The sequence below is a fragment of the Pseudomonas sp. URIL14HWK12:I12 genome (assembly GCF_003097135.1).
Taxonomy (GTDB): domain Bacteria; phylum Pseudomonadota; class Gammaproteobacteria; order Pseudomonadales; family Pseudomonadaceae; genus Aquipseudomonas.
This window is the reverse complement of the sequence record NZ_QEQL01000005.1, coordinates 122,512-138,834: the sequence shown is the minus strand read 5'-3', so window position 1 is coordinate 138,834 and position 16,323 is coordinate 122,512. Positions and strand designations below refer to the sequence as shown.

At 64.8% G+C, this 16,323-nt stretch carries 13 protein-coding genes; 8 read left to right on the top strand and 5 right to left on the bottom strand.

Translation table 11 applies throughout. From position 1 onward, the window contains the following. Positions 1 to 456, top strand: coding sequence for a molybdopterin synthase catalytic subunit MoaE (gene moaE, locus F474_RS15845; RefSeq protein WP_097085996.1), 456 nt, complete (start codon positions 1 to 3; stop codon positions 454 to 456). A 113-nt stretch (positions 457 to 569) separates the two neighbouring features. Here moaE and F474_RS15840 read toward each other — a convergent pair whose 3' ends face one another. Then, positions 570 to 1,346 carry a TatD family hydrolase gene (locus tag F474_RS15840; RefSeq protein ID WP_097085998.1) on the bottom strand — a complete coding sequence of 259 codons (777 nt, stop codon included), beginning with the start codon at positions 1,344 to 1,346 and terminating at the stop codon, positions 570 to 572. A 4-nt stretch (positions 1,347 to 1,350) separates the two neighbouring features. Further along, positions 1,351 to 2,346 (bottom strand): catabolite repressor/activator, encoded by a 996-nt coding sequence (cra, locus tag F474_RS15835; protein ID WP_097086000.1) that lies wholly within the window; start codon positions 2,344 to 2,346, stop codon positions 1,351 to 1,353. A gap of 266 nt (positions 2,347 to 2,612) precedes the next feature. Between cra and ptsP the strand changes: the two genes are divergently transcribed. From ptsP to F474_RS15820, 3 genes are read left to right on the top strand one after another with little or no spacing between them, the layout of a single operon-like run. Next, positions 2,613 to 5,477: a phosphoenolpyruvate--protein phosphotransferase gene (gene ptsP, locus F474_RS15830; protein WP_097086002.1), complete on the top strand. Its 2,865-nt coding sequence runs from the start codon at positions 2,613 to 2,615 to the stop codon at positions 5,475 to 5,477. Beyond that, positions 5,478 to 6,428 carry a 1-phosphofructokinase gene (pfkB, locus tag F474_RS15825; RefSeq protein WP_097086005.1) on the top strand — a complete coding sequence of 317 codons (951 nt, stop codon included), beginning with the start codon at positions 5,478 to 5,480 and terminating at the stop codon, positions 6,426 to 6,428. A 2-nt stretch (positions 6,429 to 6,430) separates the two neighbouring features. Further along, the gene (locus F474_RS15820) at positions 6,431 to 8,170 is read left to right on the top strand and encodes a PTS fructose-like transporter subunit IIB (RefSeq protein ID WP_097086007.1); all 1,740 of its coding nucleotides are present in this window, start codon (positions 6,431 to 6,433) and stop codon (positions 8,168 to 8,170) included. Between the two features lie 3 nt (positions 8,171 to 8,173). Here F474_RS15820 and F474_RS15815 read toward each other — a convergent pair whose 3' ends face one another. After that, entirely contained in the window at positions 8,174 to 8,479 is a 306-nt protein-coding gene (locus F474_RS15815; RefSeq protein ID WP_097086009.1) for a DUF2845 domain-containing protein, read from the bottom strand. A 187-nt stretch (positions 8,480 to 8,666) separates the two neighbouring features. On the opposite strand from F474_RS15815, the gene F474_RS15810 reads away from it, so the two are divergent. Continuing rightward, on the top strand, positions 8,667 to 10,220 hold the full coding sequence (locus F474_RS15810; RefSeq protein ID WP_097086011.1) for an alkaline phosphatase: 1,554 nt from the start codon (positions 8,667 to 8,669) through the stop codon (positions 10,218 to 10,220). 1 nt (position 10,221) lies between these two features. Here the strand turns inward: F474_RS15810 and F474_RS15805 are convergent, their stop codons facing one another. Both F474_RS15805 and F474_RS15800 read right to left on the bottom strand, forming a co-directional pair. Next, positions 10,222 to 12,579: a sulfite reductase flavoprotein subunit alpha gene (locus F474_RS15805; RefSeq protein WP_097086186.1), complete on the bottom strand. Its 2,358-nt coding sequence runs from the start codon at positions 12,577 to 12,579 to the stop codon at positions 10,222 to 10,224. Between the two features lie 192 nt (positions 12,580 to 12,771). After that, a complete protein-coding gene (locus tag F474_RS15800; RefSeq protein ID WP_097086013.1) occupies positions 12,772 to 13,443 on the bottom strand; it encodes a GntR family transcriptional regulator in 672 nt (223 codons plus the stop codon). A gap of 460 nt (positions 13,444 to 13,903) precedes the next feature. On the opposite strand from F474_RS15800, the gene F474_RS15795 reads away from it, so the two are divergent. The 3 genes from F474_RS15795 to F474_RS15785 are packed head-to-tail and all read left to right on the top strand — an operon-like array spanning position 13,904 to position 16,313. Continuing rightward, positions 13,904 to 14,752, top strand: a complete 849-nt coding sequence (locus F474_RS15795) for an ABC transporter substrate-binding protein (protein ID WP_097086015.1) — start codon at positions 13,904 to 13,906, stop codon at positions 14,750 to 14,752. Next, positions 14,749 to 15,531, top strand: a complete 783-nt coding sequence (locus tag F474_RS15790) for an amino acid ABC transporter permease (protein ID WP_097086017.1) — start codon at positions 14,749 to 14,751, stop codon at positions 15,529 to 15,531. Before F474_RS15795 ends, F474_RS15790 begins: the two co-directional genes overlap by 4 nt. A 2-nt stretch (positions 15,532 to 15,533) precedes the next feature. Continuing rightward, positions 15,534 to 16,313, top strand: a complete 780-nt coding sequence (locus F474_RS15785; protein WP_097086019.1) for an amino acid ABC transporter ATP-binding protein — start codon at positions 15,534 to 15,536, stop codon at positions 16,311 to 16,313. The last annotated feature ends 10 nt before the right edge of the window (positions 16,314 to 16,323 follow it).

The window sequence follows — 16,323 nt, the reverse complement described above, 5'->3', positions numbered from 1 at the left end:
ATGGCTGTCAGGGTACAACAGGCGCCCTTCAGCCCAGGGGACGAAACCGAAGCGCTGCACGCCACCAACCTGGGCGTGGGCGCGGTGGTGTGCTTCACCGGCTATGTGCGCGACTTCAACGACGGCCACGCGGTGCACGGCCTGCACCTGGAGCACTACCCCGGCATGACGGAAAAGGCCTTGGGCAAGATCGAAGCCCAGGCCCGGGAGCGCTGGCCGCTGCTGGCGCTGGAGATCCTGCACCGGGTGGGTGATCTCGACCCTGGCGAGCCGATCGTGTTCGTTGGGGCCAGCAGCGCCCACCGCCAGGCTGCCTTCCAAGCGTGCGAGTTCGTGATGGACTATCTCAAGACCCAGGCGCCGTTCTGGAAGAAAGAGCGCACGCCGCAAGGGGAGCAGTGGGTAGAGGGAAAGGAGAGTGATGCCCAAGCCAAAGCCCGCTGGGCCGCTGGCTGAGGCTGGCCGTTGTCGCTCGCCGAGCGGCGAGCTGCCCTATCAGTGGCTCAAGTGCGTCGCCGGGTTCTTGGTGAAAGGCCGGCTTGCCGGGCGAGGTGTGCCGTGCACCCCATTCACCACCCGAACAACGCCTCTGCATTCTGCGTACTGACCCGCGCCAGTTCTGCCGGGTCAACTGCCATCAACCCCGCCAGCGCCTGGCAGATTTCCGGCAGGTGCACCGGGCTGTTGCGCATGCCTGGGTACATGGCCGGCGCCATGTCTGGCGAGTCGGTTTCGAGCACTACATGCTCGAGCGGCAGGCGTGGCAACACCTTGTGCAGGCGCAATGCCTGTGGCCAGGTGGGCGCGCCACCCAGGCCCAGGTAAAAGCCGAGCTTGATGTATTCGCGTGCTTCTTCGTAACTGCCGGCAAAGGCATGGATGATGCCCCGGCGGGCTAGCTTGTAGCGTTTGAGGGTGGCGATGGTCGCTGCATGCGCATGGCGCACGTGCAGCAACACTGGCAGATCGAACTCGGCGGCCAGCGCCAGTTGTGCTTCGAACAGCGCCTGCTGGGCATCGCGGTCCAGGTCTTTTACATAATAATCGAGCCCGAACTCTCCCAGCGCACACAGCTTGGGGTGCCCGGCCAGGCGCTCAAGCCAGTGATGCAGCGCCCGCAGATGCTCGGGCCGATGGTCGGCCAAGTACACCGGATGCAGCCCCAGCGCGGCGTACAGGCGTGCATCCTCCAGGGCCAGGCCCCACACGCGCTGCCAGTTCGCCTGATACACCCCCAGCACCACCGCCCGCTCCACACCGCGCGCCTGAGCGTGGGCCAACAGGCTGGCACGGTCGCTATCGAAGCTGGGGAAGTCGAGGTGGGTGTGCGTATCGACCAGGCGCACGCCGTTACGCCTGGCGTATACGCTGCTTGAAGCAGCGGGCGATGGCCGATACGCCGGGCTCGTAGCGCTTTTGCTCCAACGCGCCGAGCGCAAGGTCCAGAGCGGTATCGGCGATCAGTTTGTGCTGCTGGCCCATGGCATTGATCGGCAGCGGCAGGAAGTCCAGTAACTGCGTGTCGCCGAAGGTGGCCAGGCGCAGTTGGCTGAAATCCAGAGCGCGGGCTTGCAACACGTCGAACACACCCTGCAGCAGCACATAAGAGGTGGTCACCAATGCGTCCGGCAGGCTGCCCATTTCCTCGAGCAACTGCTCGGTCAGTTGCTGGCCGCCCTCACGGCTGAAATGCTCGGCATGGAACAGGCGAACCGGCCCTTCGAAGCCCTTGAGTGCCTCTTCGAACCCTGCTGCACGGGCCTGGCTGATCGAAAGCTCTGGCCGCGCGCCGATCAGGGCGATATTGCGCGGTGCGGGGGTAAGCAAGCTCGCAGTAAGCTGAGCAGCGGCATGGCGGTCGTCGCTGACCACCGAACAGAACAGTGCGGGGTCCAGTTGCCGGTCGATGGCGATTACCGGCGTGCCGCGGCTCTGGATCTCGCGGTAGCAGCCGTCGGTGGGGGGCAGGCAACTGGCGACGAACAACGCATCGCAGTGGCGCGCGCGAAACAGCTTTTGCAATTGGTGCTCGCTCTCCGGTTCATCGTCGGAGCTGGCGATCAACAGCTGGTAGCCGCGAGCGCGTGCGCCTTGCTCGAGGAACTTGGCAATGCGCGCGTAGCTGGGGTTTTCAAGGTCAGGAAGAATGAAGCCCAAGGTGCGTGTACGCCGGCTGCGCAACCCCGCTGCCTGGGGGTTGGGGGTAAAGCCGTGTTCCTGCACCACCGCCTGCACCCGTTCCACGGTGCCGGGGCTGATGCGCTGTTGCTGGGCCTTGCCGTTGATCACATAGCTGGCGGTAGTGACAGACACCCCGGCCAGGCGGGCTATATCGCTGAGTTTCACGCGCTGGTTCCTTAGGTCGCGACGAAGCGTGCGCACCATGTTAACGGCAAGCTGCCCCGCTAGGCGAATACCACTGGCCGCCGGGCGGGCTTCATCCGCCGCACAGAATCGGGTAACGTGCGCGTTTTCTTGGGTTAAACGTTTCAGCTTCAAGCATTTTGCTGGGAAGGGCTGTCTTAAGAGTAGCAGCCGGCCCAGCGGGCAGCGGATACGCTTACAACAATACCTGCGCGCCCTTATTGGGGGCGCCAAAGAGGAACCATGCGATGCTCGAGTTGACCGCGGAGCAGATTTCTATGGGCCAACGTGCTGCCAGCAAGGCGGACGCGTTGGTATTACTGGCCGAGCAATTGGCCGCCGATGGCCTGGTCGCCGAGGGCTACCTTGCCGGCTTGCAAGCCCGCGAGGCGCAAGGCTCCACTTACCTGGGCCAGGGTATCGCCATTCCCCACGGTACGCCCCAGACCCGCGACCTGGTGCACACCACCGGCGTGCGCCTGCTGCAATTTCCCGAGGGAGTTGACTGGGGCGATGGCCAGATCGTCTACCTTGCCATCGGCATCGCCGCACGTTCGGACGAGCACCTGCGCTTGTTGCAACTGCTCACCCGGGCCTTGGGCGAGACCGACTTGGGCCAAGCCCTGCGCACCGCCTCCAGCCCAGAGGCGCTGCTGCGCCTGCTGCAAGGCGCCCCGCAGGCGCTGGCACTGGATGCTCAGATGATTGCCCTGAGCGTGCCGGCTGAAGATTTCGAAGAGCTTGTTTGGCGCGGTGCACGCCTGCTGCGCCAAGCGGACTGCGTCGAGCCTGGCTTCGCTGCGATTCTGCAGCAGGTCTCGCCACTGCCGCTGGGCGATGGTTTATGGTGGCTGCACAGCGAACAGACCGTCCGCCGCCCCGGCCTGGCATTCGTGACCCCGGCCCGGCCCCTCAAATTTCTCGGCCAGCCGCTCAATGGCCTGTTTTGCCTGGCAAGCCTGGGCGAAGCGCACCAGGCGCTGCTTGAGCGCCTCTGCACGCTGTTGATCGAGGGCCGCGGCGAAGAGCTGTTCCGTGCGCCCAATACCCGGGCGGTGCTGCAGGCATTGGGCGAAGAAGTCCCTGCAGACTGGCCGAGTGCCCAGGTGCCGCTGGCCAATGCCCATGGCCTGCACGCCCGCCCCGCCAAGGAGCTGGTGCAGGTGGCCAAGGCGTTCGAAGGTGAGATCCGCTTGCGCGTGATGGGCAGCAGTGAACCGGCTGTTTCTGCCAAGAGCCTGAGCAAACTGTTGAGCCTCGGCGCACGCCGTGGCCAGGTGCTGGAATTGGCGGCCGAGCCAGCCATCGCTGCCGATGCCTTGCCCGCCCTGGTAGCGGCAATCGAAGCGGGCCTGGGCGAGGAGGTCGAAGCGCTGCCACCGATGGCTGCCCAAGTGGCAAGTGATGCAGCCGAACAGGTGGCACCGCTCAGCCCGCCGCCGGCCGGCACCCGATTGCAGGCTGTGGCCGCAGCGCCCGGCATTGCGGTCGGCCCGGCGCATGTGCATGCGGTTCGTGAGTTCGATTACCCGGCGCAGGGGCAGGGCGCCGACGCTGAACGTGCCACCCTGGAAGCTGCCCTTGCTGCTGTGCGCGAAGACATCACCGCGCTGGTGGCCCGCAGCACCCAGGCTTCGGTGCGGGAAATCTTCAACACCCACTTGGAAATGCTCGACGACCCATCGTTGACCGAAGATGTACAGCAACGCCTGCAACGGGACGAAAGTGCCGCTGCCGCCTGGGTGGCGGTGATCGACAGCGCTGCCTCCCAGCAAGAGGCGTTGCACGATGCATTGCTTGCCGAGCGGGCCGCCGACCTGCGTGACATTGGCCGCCGGGTGCTGGCGCAGCTGTGCGGTGTGACGCTGTTCGACGAACCGTCAGAGCCTTACATTCTGGTGATGGATGAGGTCGGCCCGTCCGATGTCGCGCGCCTCGATGCCCAGCGAGTGGCCGGGATTCTGACCGCTCGGGGCGGCGCTACCGCCCACAGTGCGATCGTGGCCCGTGCACTGGGCATTCCGGCGGTGGTCGGTGCCGGCGAGGCTGTGCTGTTGCTCAGCTCTGGCACTCAATTGCTGCTCGACGGCCAGAAGGGCCGTGTGCACGTTGCCCCGGCCGAACAGGAGCTGGCCAAGGCCTTGGCAGAGCGCGACGCCCGTGGTGTTCGCCTGGCCGCTGCTGCTGAACGCCGCCACGAGCCCGCCGTCACCCGTGACGGGCATGCCGTGGAAGTGTTCGCCAATGTCGGCGAAAGCGCTGGTGTTGCCAAAGCGGTTGCCCAAGGCGCCGAAGGCATCGGCTTGCTGCGCACCGAGTTGCTGTTCATGGCGCACAGCCAGGCACCGGACGAAGCCACCCAGGTAGCCGAATACCGCCGCGTGCTCGACGACCTGGCCGGGCGCCCACTGGTGGTGCGTACGCTGGACGTCGGCGGTGACAAGCCACTGCCGTACTGGCCGATTCCCGCCGAAGAGAACCCCTTTCTCGGCGTGCGCGGCATTCGCCTGACGCTGCAGCGGCCCGAGTTGATGGAAACCCAACTGCGCGCCTTGCTGCGCTCGGCCGACGGCCGCGCGCTGCGGATCATGTTCCCGATGGTAGGGCAGGCCGAAGAATGGCGTGCCGCACGGGCGATGATCGACCGGCTGCGTGAGGAGATTCCGGTAGCCGACCTGCAAGTAGGCATCATGATCGAAGTGCCGTCGGCGGCGTTGCTGGCGCCGGTGTTGGCCGAAGAGGTGGACTTCTTCAGCATCGGCACCAATGACCTGACCCAATACACCCTGGCCATCGACCGTGGCCATCCGACCCTTTCGGCCCAGGCCGATGGCCTGCACCCGGCGGTCTTGCAACTGATCGACATCACCGTGCGTGCCGCTCACGCCCATGGCAAATGGGTGGGCGTGTGTGGAGAGCTGGCAGCTGACCCTCAGGCGGTGCCGGTATTGGTTGGCTTGGGTGTGGACGAGCTGAGCGTATCAGCCAGCGGCATCGCCGAGGTCAAGGCCGAAGTTCGTGCGCTTGCCTTCAGCGACGCCCAGGCCCTGGCCCAACAGGCATTGCGCGCGGCAACCGCCGCGCAGGTTCGCGCTTTGACGGAGGCCCAGTAAATGGCCCGTATCCTGACCCTGACCCTCAACCCTGCGTTGGACCTGACCGTTTCGCTCACGGCCCTGCGCCTGGGCGAGGTCAACCGCAGCGATGGCTTGCAGGTGCACGCCGCCGGCAAAGGCCTGAATGTGGCGCAAGTGCTGGCTGACCTCGGCCATCAGCTGAGCGTCAGCGGCTTTCTAGGTGAAGCCAACGCCGACCGCTTCGATGCGTTGTTCGCCGCACGGGGGTTCGATGATGCTTTTATTCGCGTGCCGGGCGAAACCCGGCGCAATTTCAAGCTGGCCGAAAGCGCCGGCCGGGTGACCGACATCAACGGCCAGGGCCCCCTGGTCAGCGAGGAGGATCAGGCGCGGCTACTGGCGCGGCTGGAACGTATTGCGCCCGGGCATGACGCCGTGGTCGTGGCCGGCAGCCTGCCACGGGGTGTGAGCGTTACCTGGTTCCAGCAACTGCTCGAACGGCTGCACGCCTTGGGCCTGAAGGTTGCGTTGGACACCAGCGGTACGGCGTTGCGCGCAGGCCTGGCGACACAGCCCTGGCTGGTCAAGCCCAACACCGAAGAGCTCGCCGAAGTCACTGGCGGTGCAGTCGAAACCCTTGACCAACAGGCCCAGGTGGCGGCGCGTCTGCGTGCCCAGGGCATCGCCAACGTGGTGATCTCGCAAGGCGCGCAAGGGGTCAACTGGTTCGCCGATGGCATTGCCCTGCAAGGCTTGCCCCCGACCGTGGATGTGGCCAGTACCGTGGGCGCCGGCGATTCGCTGCTCGCGGGTATGGTTCATGGCCTGCTCAGCGCAGCCGACCCCGAGGTAACCCTGCGTACCGCCACGGCCATCGCAGCGATGGCGGTGACGCAGATCGGTTTCGGCATTCCTGACCCCGAGGCGCTGGCGCGCTTGCAGAGCGGCGTATGCGTACGCCCACTGCCACAACAACAAGAGGCATGAACATGAAATTAGCCATCGTCACGGCTTGCCCCAACGGCCGCGTTTCCAGTGTGCTCAGTGCCCGCCTGCTGGAAGCGGCAGCCAGGCGCCAGGGTTTTACCCCCTGCGTGGAGGTGCACGACCCCCAGCACCCTGAACAAGGCCTGGCCCCCAGCGACATCCAGAGTGCCGACTGGGTGCTGGTGGTGCGCACCGGCCCGCTCGACCTCACCCGTTTCGCCGGCAAACGCCTGTTCGAGAGCACCCCGGCCAAGGCGCTGACCGACGCCGATGCCTTCCTGCGCGAAGCCGAGCGCCAGGCGCAGCCTTACCAGCCGCCGGCTACCGCTGCCGCGCAGGGTGCTCAAGCACCGAACGGGCAGCCGAAAATCGTCGCGGTTACCGCGTGCCCCACCGGCGTTGCCCATACCTTTATGGCCGCTGAAGCACTGCAGCAGGCTGCCCAGCAGCTGGGCTATAGCCTTGCGGTGGAAACCCAGGGCTCGGTAGGCGCCCGTACACCGCTCAGCGCTGAAGCGATTGCCGAGGCCGATGTGGTGCTGCTGGCCGCTGACATCGAGGTGGCCACCGATCGTTTCGCCGGCAAGCGTATTTTCCGTTGCGGCACCGGCATTGCGCTCAAACAGGCGCAGGCCACGTTGCGCAAGGCCCTGGCCGAAGGTGCGGTGGAGCAGGCCGGTGGTGGCGCCAGCCAGGCGCCGGCCAAGGCCGAGCGCAAAGGGGTGTACAAACATTTGCTCACCGGCGTGTCGTTCATGCTGCCGATGGTGGTAGCGGGCGGCTTGCTGATCGCACTGTCGTTCGTATTCGGCATTCATGCCTTCGAAGAGCCCGGCACCCTGGCCGCTGCGCTGAAGAAAGTAGGTGATGCCGCGTTCACCCTGATGGTGCCGCTGCTGGCGGGCTACATTGCCTACTCGATCGCCGACCGCCCCGGTATCGCCCCCGGCATGATCGGCGGCCTGCTGGCCAGCACCTTGGGTGCCGGCTTCATCGGCGGCATCCTGGCAGGTTTCATCGCGGGCTACCTGGCCTGGGGTATCAATCGCGCACTGCGGTTACCCGCAAGCCTCGAGGCGCTCAAGCCGATCCTGATCATCCCGCTGCTGGCGAGCCTGTTCACAGGCATGGTGATGATCTACGTAGTGGGCTCGCCGGTTGCCAGCATGCTGGCCAGCCTCACCCAGTTCCTTGACAGCATGGGTACCGCCAACGCCGTGCTGCTGGGGCTGCTGCTGGGCGGCATGATGTGCGTGGACCTCGGTGGCCCGATCAACAAGGCCGCCTACGCGTTTTCGGTAGGGCTGCTGGCCAACCAGGCGGGTGGGCCGATGGCCGCGACCATGGCTGCGGGCATGGTGCCCCCCATCGGCCTGGGCCTGGCGACTTTCCTGGCCCGCCGCAAGTTCGCCCAGAGCGAGCGCGAGGCCGGCAAGGCTGCGCTGGTGCTGGGCATGTGCTTCATTTCCGAAGGCGCTATTCCGTTCGCTGCCAAGGACCCCCTGCGGGTGATCCCTGCCAGCATCGCCGGTGGCGCGCTCACCGGTGCGCTGTCGATGCTGTTCGGCTGCAAGCTGGCAGCGCCTCATGGTGGGCTGTTCGTGCTGCTGATCCCCAACGCGATCAACCATGCGCTGCTGTATCTGGTGGCGATACTGGCAGGCAGCCTGGTCACCGCGGTGGTGTACGCGACGATCAAGCGCGGGCAGGACGCGGTCGCCGCGCAGCCCGCGGCAGCCTGAGCCTCAACCGCGCTCGGAGGTGATCCCCACCAGGCGATCACCTTCGAACCGCAGGGTGTGGTACATGCCTGAGTCCGGGCCGTAGGTCCACTGCTGCACCGGCACTTCGCTGTAGCCGCCGCGGTTATCGGGAATGTTCACGTACTGCGTGGTCGACTTGCTGGGCGGTTCGCCGCAGGTGCGCACCACGCGCGCCGTGGTGTCGCCAACCGACACCAGCGCGCTGTTGCAGCGCCAGGTGTCATCGGCGAGTGCCGGGCCGGCAGCCAGCAAGGCGATCAGGGCGAGGGGCAGTGTAAGTGATTGCATGGCGGCCTCCTTGGCACGGGGTTGTCCGAGCACTATGCATAACCTTGTTACAAAAGCACAGGCTAGCCGTCTGGTTTCCTATCGGGCGAGACAGGGCGATCCCCGTTGCGGGTTTTCCGCTCAATGCCATACCCCTGTCACACCTGCACCGTTACATATCCTCTCCATTCCACCTTCGGAGAGCCCCATGTACGACTTCCCCCTGGCCCGCCGCCGCCTGCTGCAGACCGTCGGTGCCGGCTTGCTGTTGCCCGGCGCTGCGCCCGCGATCATCGCGGCCCCCGACGCCCGCCCGCGTATGCTGGACGGGGTGCAGTCGGGCGACCCGCTGGGCGACCGCGCGGTGGTGTGGAGCCGCTGCGACCGGCCGGCGAAGATGGTGGTGGAGTGGGACACCCACAGTCGCTTCAGCCAACCGCGCCGGGTGGTGGCAGCGGCGGTGGACGCCCGCAGCGATTTCACGGCGCGGGTCGAACTGACGCAGCTGCCGGCCGGGCAGGCGATTTTCTATCGGGTCTGGTTCGAGGATGCCAGCAGTGGCCTGGCCAGCGAGCCGTGGCTGGGGCATCTACGTAGCGTGCCGGTACACAAGCGCGATATTCGCTTCGTCTGGAGTGGTGACACCGTGGGGCAGGGTTACGGCATCAACCCGGACATCGGCGGCATGCGCATCTATGAGGCAATGCGCCTGCGCCTGCCGGATTTCTTCATTCACAGCGGCGACACCATCTATGCCGACAGCCCGGTGCCGGCCATGCTTACCACCGAGGACGGCCGCCCGTGGCGCAACCTGACCACCGAGGCCAAAAGCAAAGTGGCCGAGACGCTCGATGACTACCGGGGCAACTACCGCTACAACCTCATGGATGAGAACGTACGGCGTTTCAACGCCGAGGTGCCGCAGATCTGGCAGTGGGATGACCACGAGGTGACCAACAACTGGTCGCCAAGCAAGCAGCTTGATGAGCGCTATCAGGTCAAGGACATTCAGAAGCTGGTAGTCAATGCGCGCCAGGCCTGGCTGGAATACTCGCCCATGCGCCTACAAGCGGCCGATCAGGGCCGGCGGGTGTACCGCAAGCTCGCCTACGGCCCGATGCTGGAGGTGTTCGTGCTCGACATGCGCAGCTACCGCGGCCCTAATGATGCGAACCTGTCCCCCACCATGACCGACAGCAGTGCCTTTCTTGGCCGTGCCCAGCTCGACTGGCTGAAGGCTCAGCTCAAGGCGTCGACCGCACAATGGAAGGTGATCGCCGCCGACATGCCGATCGGCCTCGGCGTCCCGGATGGGGAGGTAAGCCCGGGGGTCAGGCGCTGGGAGGCGATCGCCAACGGCGATGATGGGCCGGCCAAGGGCCGTGAACTGGAGATCGCCGAACTGTTGAGTTACCTGCGTGCAGCGCAGGTGCGCAATATCGTCTGGTTGACCGCTGATGTGCACTACGCCGCCGCTCACCACTATCACCCCGACCGCGCGGCGTTTCAGGATTTCGAGCCGTTCTGGGAGTTCGTTGCGGGGCCGCTCAATGCCGGCAGCTTCGGCCCCAACCCGCTGGACGGCACCTTTGGGCCGCAGGTGGTGTTCCAGAAGGCGCCGCCGCAGCAGAATACCTCGCCCCTGGCCGGCTACCAGTTTTTCGGTGAGGTGAACATCGATGCGCACAGCGGTGAATTGAAGGTGACCCTGCGTGACCTGAAAGGCGAGGCGGTGTTCGAGCACACCTTGCAGCCGGCGTGAGTCAGTAGACGTCGCGGCGATAGCGGCCCTGCTCGATCAGGTGCTGCACCGCTGCCTCCCCCAGCAGCTCGCGCAAGGTACGGTCGACGCCATCGGCCATGCCTTGAAGGCTGCCGCATACATACAACGCGGCGCCTTCAGCCAGCCATCTGAGCAGCGGTTCTGCAGCCTCACGCAGGCGGCTTTGTACGTACACCTTTTCGGCCTGGTCGCGCGAGAAGGCCAGATCAAGCCGCTGCAGATGCCCGCGGGCGAGCCAGCCTTCCAGCTCATGGCCCAGCAGTAGGTCGTGGGCGCGGTTGCGTTCGCCGAACAACAGCCAGTTGCGGGCGTGGCCTTGCACTTCCCGTTGGCGCAGCAGGCTGCGCAGGCCGGCAAGCCCGGTGCCATTGCCGATCAGGATCAGGGGGCGGTCATCGTCAGGTGCGTGGAAAGCGCTGTTGCGGCGCAGGTGCAGCTGAACCGTACCGCCCAGTGCAGCGTGCTCGGTGAGCCAGCCGCTGCCCAGGCCCAGGCTGCCGTCGGCGTGGCGATGCTGGCGCACCAGCAGTTCGACGCCGCCGTCGGCGGGCAGTGAGGCAATGGAGTATTCCCGCGCCTGGGCGGCGTCGGCGCCTGGCCCTGGGAGAATTTCAGCGATGTCGCCGGCGCTCCAGCTCGCCAGGCCTTCAGGCACCAGGCGCAGGTGATAGACCGGCGCGCCAGCGCTACCGGGGTTGAGCAGGCGGCGTTCGGCCAGGGTCCAGGGGCTGAAGCGCTCCGGGTGCGCCAGCACTGCTGCGCCTCCGGCCTGCGCGGCCACCTGCCCGGCCCACTGGGCCAGCGCAGCTGGCGCGTGGTTGTCCACTTCGATGCGCTCGAACAGCGGTGTAGCACCTTGCGCACTCAACCAGGCGTCGAGCGAGCGGGCAAAGCCGCAGAACTGCGTGTAGTTGCGGTCGCCGAGCGCCAACAAGCCATAGCGCAGATGGGGCAGGGGCCAGTGCAGGGCGGCCATCTGCCGTTCGAACAGCCGGGCGCTATCGGGCGCTTCCCCGTCGCCAAAGGTGCTGACCACGAACAATGCGCGGTCGGTAGCCTTCAGGTCGCTTTCGCTGATGGTACCCAAGGCCCGCACCTTGGCACCGATGCCGCCGGCCTGCAGTTGCGCCGCCGCTTGCCAGGCCAATTGCTCGGCCTGCCCGCTTTGGCTGGCGAACCCGATCAGCCAGCCTTCGCTGGCCGCATCGAGCCCTTGGCGGCTGTGGCGAATCAGCCGCTGCTTGCGCCGGCGATCCAGGTACAGCAGCCAGCCGGTGACGAAGAACAGCGGCATGCACAGCGAAGCGAGGGTGATGATCAGCCGGCCGGGCAGGCCGAAGTAACTGCCCACATGAAGGGCATAGAGGCTGGTCAGCAGCTGGTCGCCCAGGGCCTTTTGCGCATAGGTGGCGTGGCTGCGCAACGCACCGTTGGTGGGCGTGAGTTGCAATTGATTGAAAGCGCGATCATTAGGCGAGCTGCTCAGCAAATAGAACACCGTGGCCACGCCGCTCGCCCGCGCCGGCAGGCGCAAGGTGTAGCTGGCGAGATCAGGGCCGGCGGCCTGGCGGACCGCCTGGTCGATGGCGGTGAAGTCGACTTGCAGTGCCTCGGCCGGCCGGTTGCCTGGGCGGTCGCGCCGCTCGGCCGGGCGCTGCTGGGGTTGGTCGCTGGACAGGAGCGCGACGGCGCCGTCGCGAAACCAGGCGTAGGACCAGGTCAGGCCGGTGGTCGCGCTGAGCAGATAGACCACCAGGCACCAGGTGCCGAACACCGCGTGCAGGTCCCACTGGAAGGCGCGGCCTTTTTTCGCCCAGTCCAGCGCCAACCAGGCACGCCAGTTCAACGGCCGGCGCGGCCAGCGCAGGTAGAGGCCGGAGAAGCAGAAGAACAGCAGCGCCAAGGTGCAGGCACCGGTGATCTGCCGGCCGGTGTCGCCGATGGCCAGAAAACGGTGCAGGTCGAGCATCAGGCGAAAGAACGCCTCACCGCGAACTTCACCCGTGAGCGCGCCGGTGTAACTGTTGAAATAGCGCAGCTCGCCGCGCCGTTGCCCGGCCTCGGGCATGAAATAGGCACGGGAGGCCTCGCCGGTAGTCACTTCAAGGTTGAGCGCAACCACTTCTTTGCCCACCACCTGTTGCAACTGGTCGACCAAGCGCCCCAGCGGCAATGGGCCTTCGGGCCGTGGCTGCACCTTCAGCGTGTCAGGGTTCAGTGTGCGCAGGATTTCATCCTGAAACGAATAGAGGGCTCCAGTGATACCCATCAAGGCGAGCACCAGGCCTGCCGTGATGCCGAAGAACCAATGCAGTTGGAAAAGAACCTTCTTGAACACGCGGTCGCTCACGAAAAGGAATGGCTACGGCCCACGCAGCATGCCCTGGCGTTGTACACACCAGGGGCTGGGGCAGGGGAGGGTCATCAAGGGGGTGAGAATATATATCAATTGAGATTTTTTACAATTTGCCGGCCGCGGTTTGCGTGCCAGGCGGGCGAACTCGGGTGCACCCGATTCACTCCACCAGTGTCAGCTCGATGTGCTTTCCAGGAAATCGATCAACGCTGGCACGGTGCCTTCGATGTGGTTGCGAATGAGCCGTTCGGCCTGCTCGGGATCACGCGCGCGCAGCACGTCGATGATCATCTGGTGGGTTTCTCGGGCACTGTGCTGTGTGTCTACGAACTGCAACCACAGGCGCATTGGTGGTTCGATCGTCGAATAAAGCGAGTGGATCTGCCGCATCAGGCGGGGGCGCCTGGCATAACTGCACAGGGCTTCATGGAATTTGCGATGTCGGGTGACCCACTCGGAACCGTCATCACGGTACTCCTCCATCTCCTCGAGCAGGCGTTCGAGGCTGGCGATATCGCGATCGGTGAGGTTTGGCACCGCCAGCCGCACGGCCAGGCCCTCCAGTGCGCTGCGCATCTCGAAGACTTCCCGCACATCGTCCATGTCCAGCCCGCTGACCACGGCGCCGCGGTTAGGCCTCAGCGTCACCAAACCTTCTGCTGCCAGCCGGCGGAACGCCTCGCGAACCGGCATGCGGCTCATGCCGACCTCGCTGGCGATCTCCTCTGCGACCAGCCGATCACCTTTGGCGTATCGACCTTTGCAGATGGCATCGAGCAGGTAGGCATAGGCCTCCCCCTCGGCAGTGGCAGGCGGGGCCTGGGTGTAATGGGTTGCAGGAGGCATGGGGTTACCTGTGAATTTGTGTATCCAATCTGCCGTTCGGCAAAGCAATTGTTCTGCCAATACCGCGCCTGCGCAAGAGCAGTCCTTTTCATTGTAGGAACGCGCTCCCGCGAATCCCTCCAGGCGGCCGACGATATCGGCGACTGAGGATAAGCGCAGCCGTGCCGCACCGCCAATGGGCGCGGCGCACCCTATAAGGTCATTCAGGCCCGCTCACTGTTTGAGCGTTCCAGCATCGCACCCGTGCTGCAAGGCGAGGTAGGGCGGCCCCGCTGGCCTGGGCCGCCGCTGGCACGCGCTATGCTTACCGATATTGCAGGATTGGATACATTAATCCATAAATAGCCTACGCTGATTGGGCATGTTCACCCGGCGGGCTTGCGGCGTGTGCAGGCCAGACGATCCGAACCCTTTCTAATGCCAGGCGGTACACCCGCTACGTCATCATCAGGAGCATGCGATGTTAAAGAACAGGTTAAAGCTGCTTTGCTGCCTAGTCGGTTTCGGCGCCACTGTGGTTCAGGCCGATGCGTTGACGGTGCCCGCCAGGCTCGCGAGCACTGACAAGCTGGTCTACTGCAGCAGCCTCGACAGCCCCCCTATCAGTTTCGTGAACAGCCAGAACAGCCAGCCGGATGGCCTGGCGGTGGACCTTGGCAATGAGATCGCCAAGAAGTTGGGCAAAAAGGCCGAATGGCGGGCGATGCCGTTCGCCGGGATCATTCCGGCCCTTTTGGCTCGCCAGTGCGACTTGGTGGTAACGCAGCTGTTCGACAAGCCCGAGCGGCGCAAGATCATCGACATGGTGGACTACACCAAATCCAGCCAAACCATTGTGGTGAACAAGGGTAATGCCGAAGGCATTCATGACCTTTCCGACCTGTCGGCCAGGAAGGTTGCGGTGCTCAACGGCTCGACCATCAAGTCGATTCTGGACGCCAAGAGCGACGAGCTGGTTGCCCAAGGGCGGCAGCCGATCAACCTGGTGGTCTTCAATTCCGACAGCGATGCCTTCCAGGCCTTGCGGATCAAGCAAGTAGTCGCCTACGGCACTACGTCGGAATTTTCCGCCTACTACCAGAGCATCGCCCCAGGCCTGTTCGAAGATGCCGTGCCTTCGTTCGCCCATATCCTGGCCGGGATCGGCGTGCGCAAGGATGACCGGGAGCTGGGCAGGGCGGTTGAAACGCTTCTCAAGAACATGCGCAGCGATGGCAGTTACCAGAAGCTGTTCGAAAAATGGAAGATCCAGGACGACATGCTCCAGCCGGGTGAGGGCAACCCTCTGGTCACGGAGGGTGGCGCATGAACTTCAGCTGGGAGTTCTTCTGGCATTACCTGCTGCAGCCCAGCGACGTCTATCTCTATGGGCTGTGGCTGACCTGCATCATCGCTGTGTCATCGATGCTGCTGGGCTGCGTGTTTGGCCTGATCGCCGCAATGATCAGGCTCTCGCCCAACCCTCTGCTGCAATATCCAGTGCGGTTCTACGTATGGCTGATGCGGGGAACGCCGCTTCTGGTGCAGATCGTGTTTCTCTACACCGCCCTGGCGGCCGGCGGGGTTTTTCACTTCAACGACCTTGACCTGGGCCTGTTCGTGCTGCCAGGCAATATCCAGGCGGCCATCCTGGCGCTTGGCCTGAACGAGGGCGCTTACATGGCCGAAATCATGCGGGCAGGCATCGGCTCGGTCGACAAGGGGCAATACGAGGCTGCCCGGACTTTGGGCATGACGTTTCCAAAACTGATGCGCCGGATCGTGCTTCCTCAGGCGTTCCGGGTCATCGTTCCGCCCTTGGGCAATGAGTTCAACGTGATGCTCAAGAACACCACGTTGGTCAGCGTCATAGGCGTGCAGGAGTTGCTGCTCAGCACCCAGATGGTGACCTCGGTGACCTTCCGGGTGTTCGAGCTCTATCTGGTGGTGGCCCTCTACTTCCTGTTGCTGACCACCCTTTGGGGCTTTTTCCAACATTGGCTGGAAAAACGCTTCAACCGCTCCGAGGGTGGCCCTGGTTCGGCGTCGGGTTCGGCATCGGGCCGGATGTTCGGCCAGCAAACCCTTAAAATGCTGCGGGGGCGCTGAGCATGAGCCAGGCAGATCGCGAAGTGGTGATCCACGCGCAGCAGGTTGAGAAGTCCTTCGGTGAGTTACAGGTGCTCAAGGGGGTTTCACTGGATGTGCATCGTGGGGAAGTGGTGGTGCTCATTGGCGCCTCCGGCTCAGGCAAGACCACGTTCATCCGCTGCATGAACCTGTTGGAGGACATTCAGGGCGGCAGCATCCGCATCAACGGCAAGCTGCTGGGCTATCGGGAGCGCGCCGACGGCAAGCTCGTCAAGGACTCGGAGAAGAACATCGCTCGCCGGCGCCGCGAGATCGGTATGGTGTTCCAGCGCTTCAATCTCTTCCCGCACATGACGGTGCTGGAAAACATCATCGAAGCGCCCATCCAGGTGCTGGGCAATACCCGGCAAGCCTCCATCGACCTGGCCCGGCAGTTGCTGGCGCGGGTACGGCTGTCGGACAAGGCTGATCATTACCCGTCGCAGCTCTCCGGTGGCCAGCAGCAACGGGTCGCGATCGCACGGGCCCTGGCCATGAAGCCGAAGGCCATTCTCTTCGATGAGCCTACCAGCGCGCTCGACCCGGAAACCGTGGGGGAGGTTCTTCAGGTGATGAAGGCGCTCGCCGAAGACGGCATGACCATGGTGGTGGTCACTCACGAAATGGGCTTTGCCAAGGAGGTCGCCGATCGGGTGGTAGTGCTCCATGAAGGCGAGCTCATCGAGCAAGGGCCGCCCGAGCAAGTGTTCGGCAACCCGCATCATCCACGAACACGTGAGTTTCTCAGCCGGGTGCTTTGAAGGCCGTGTG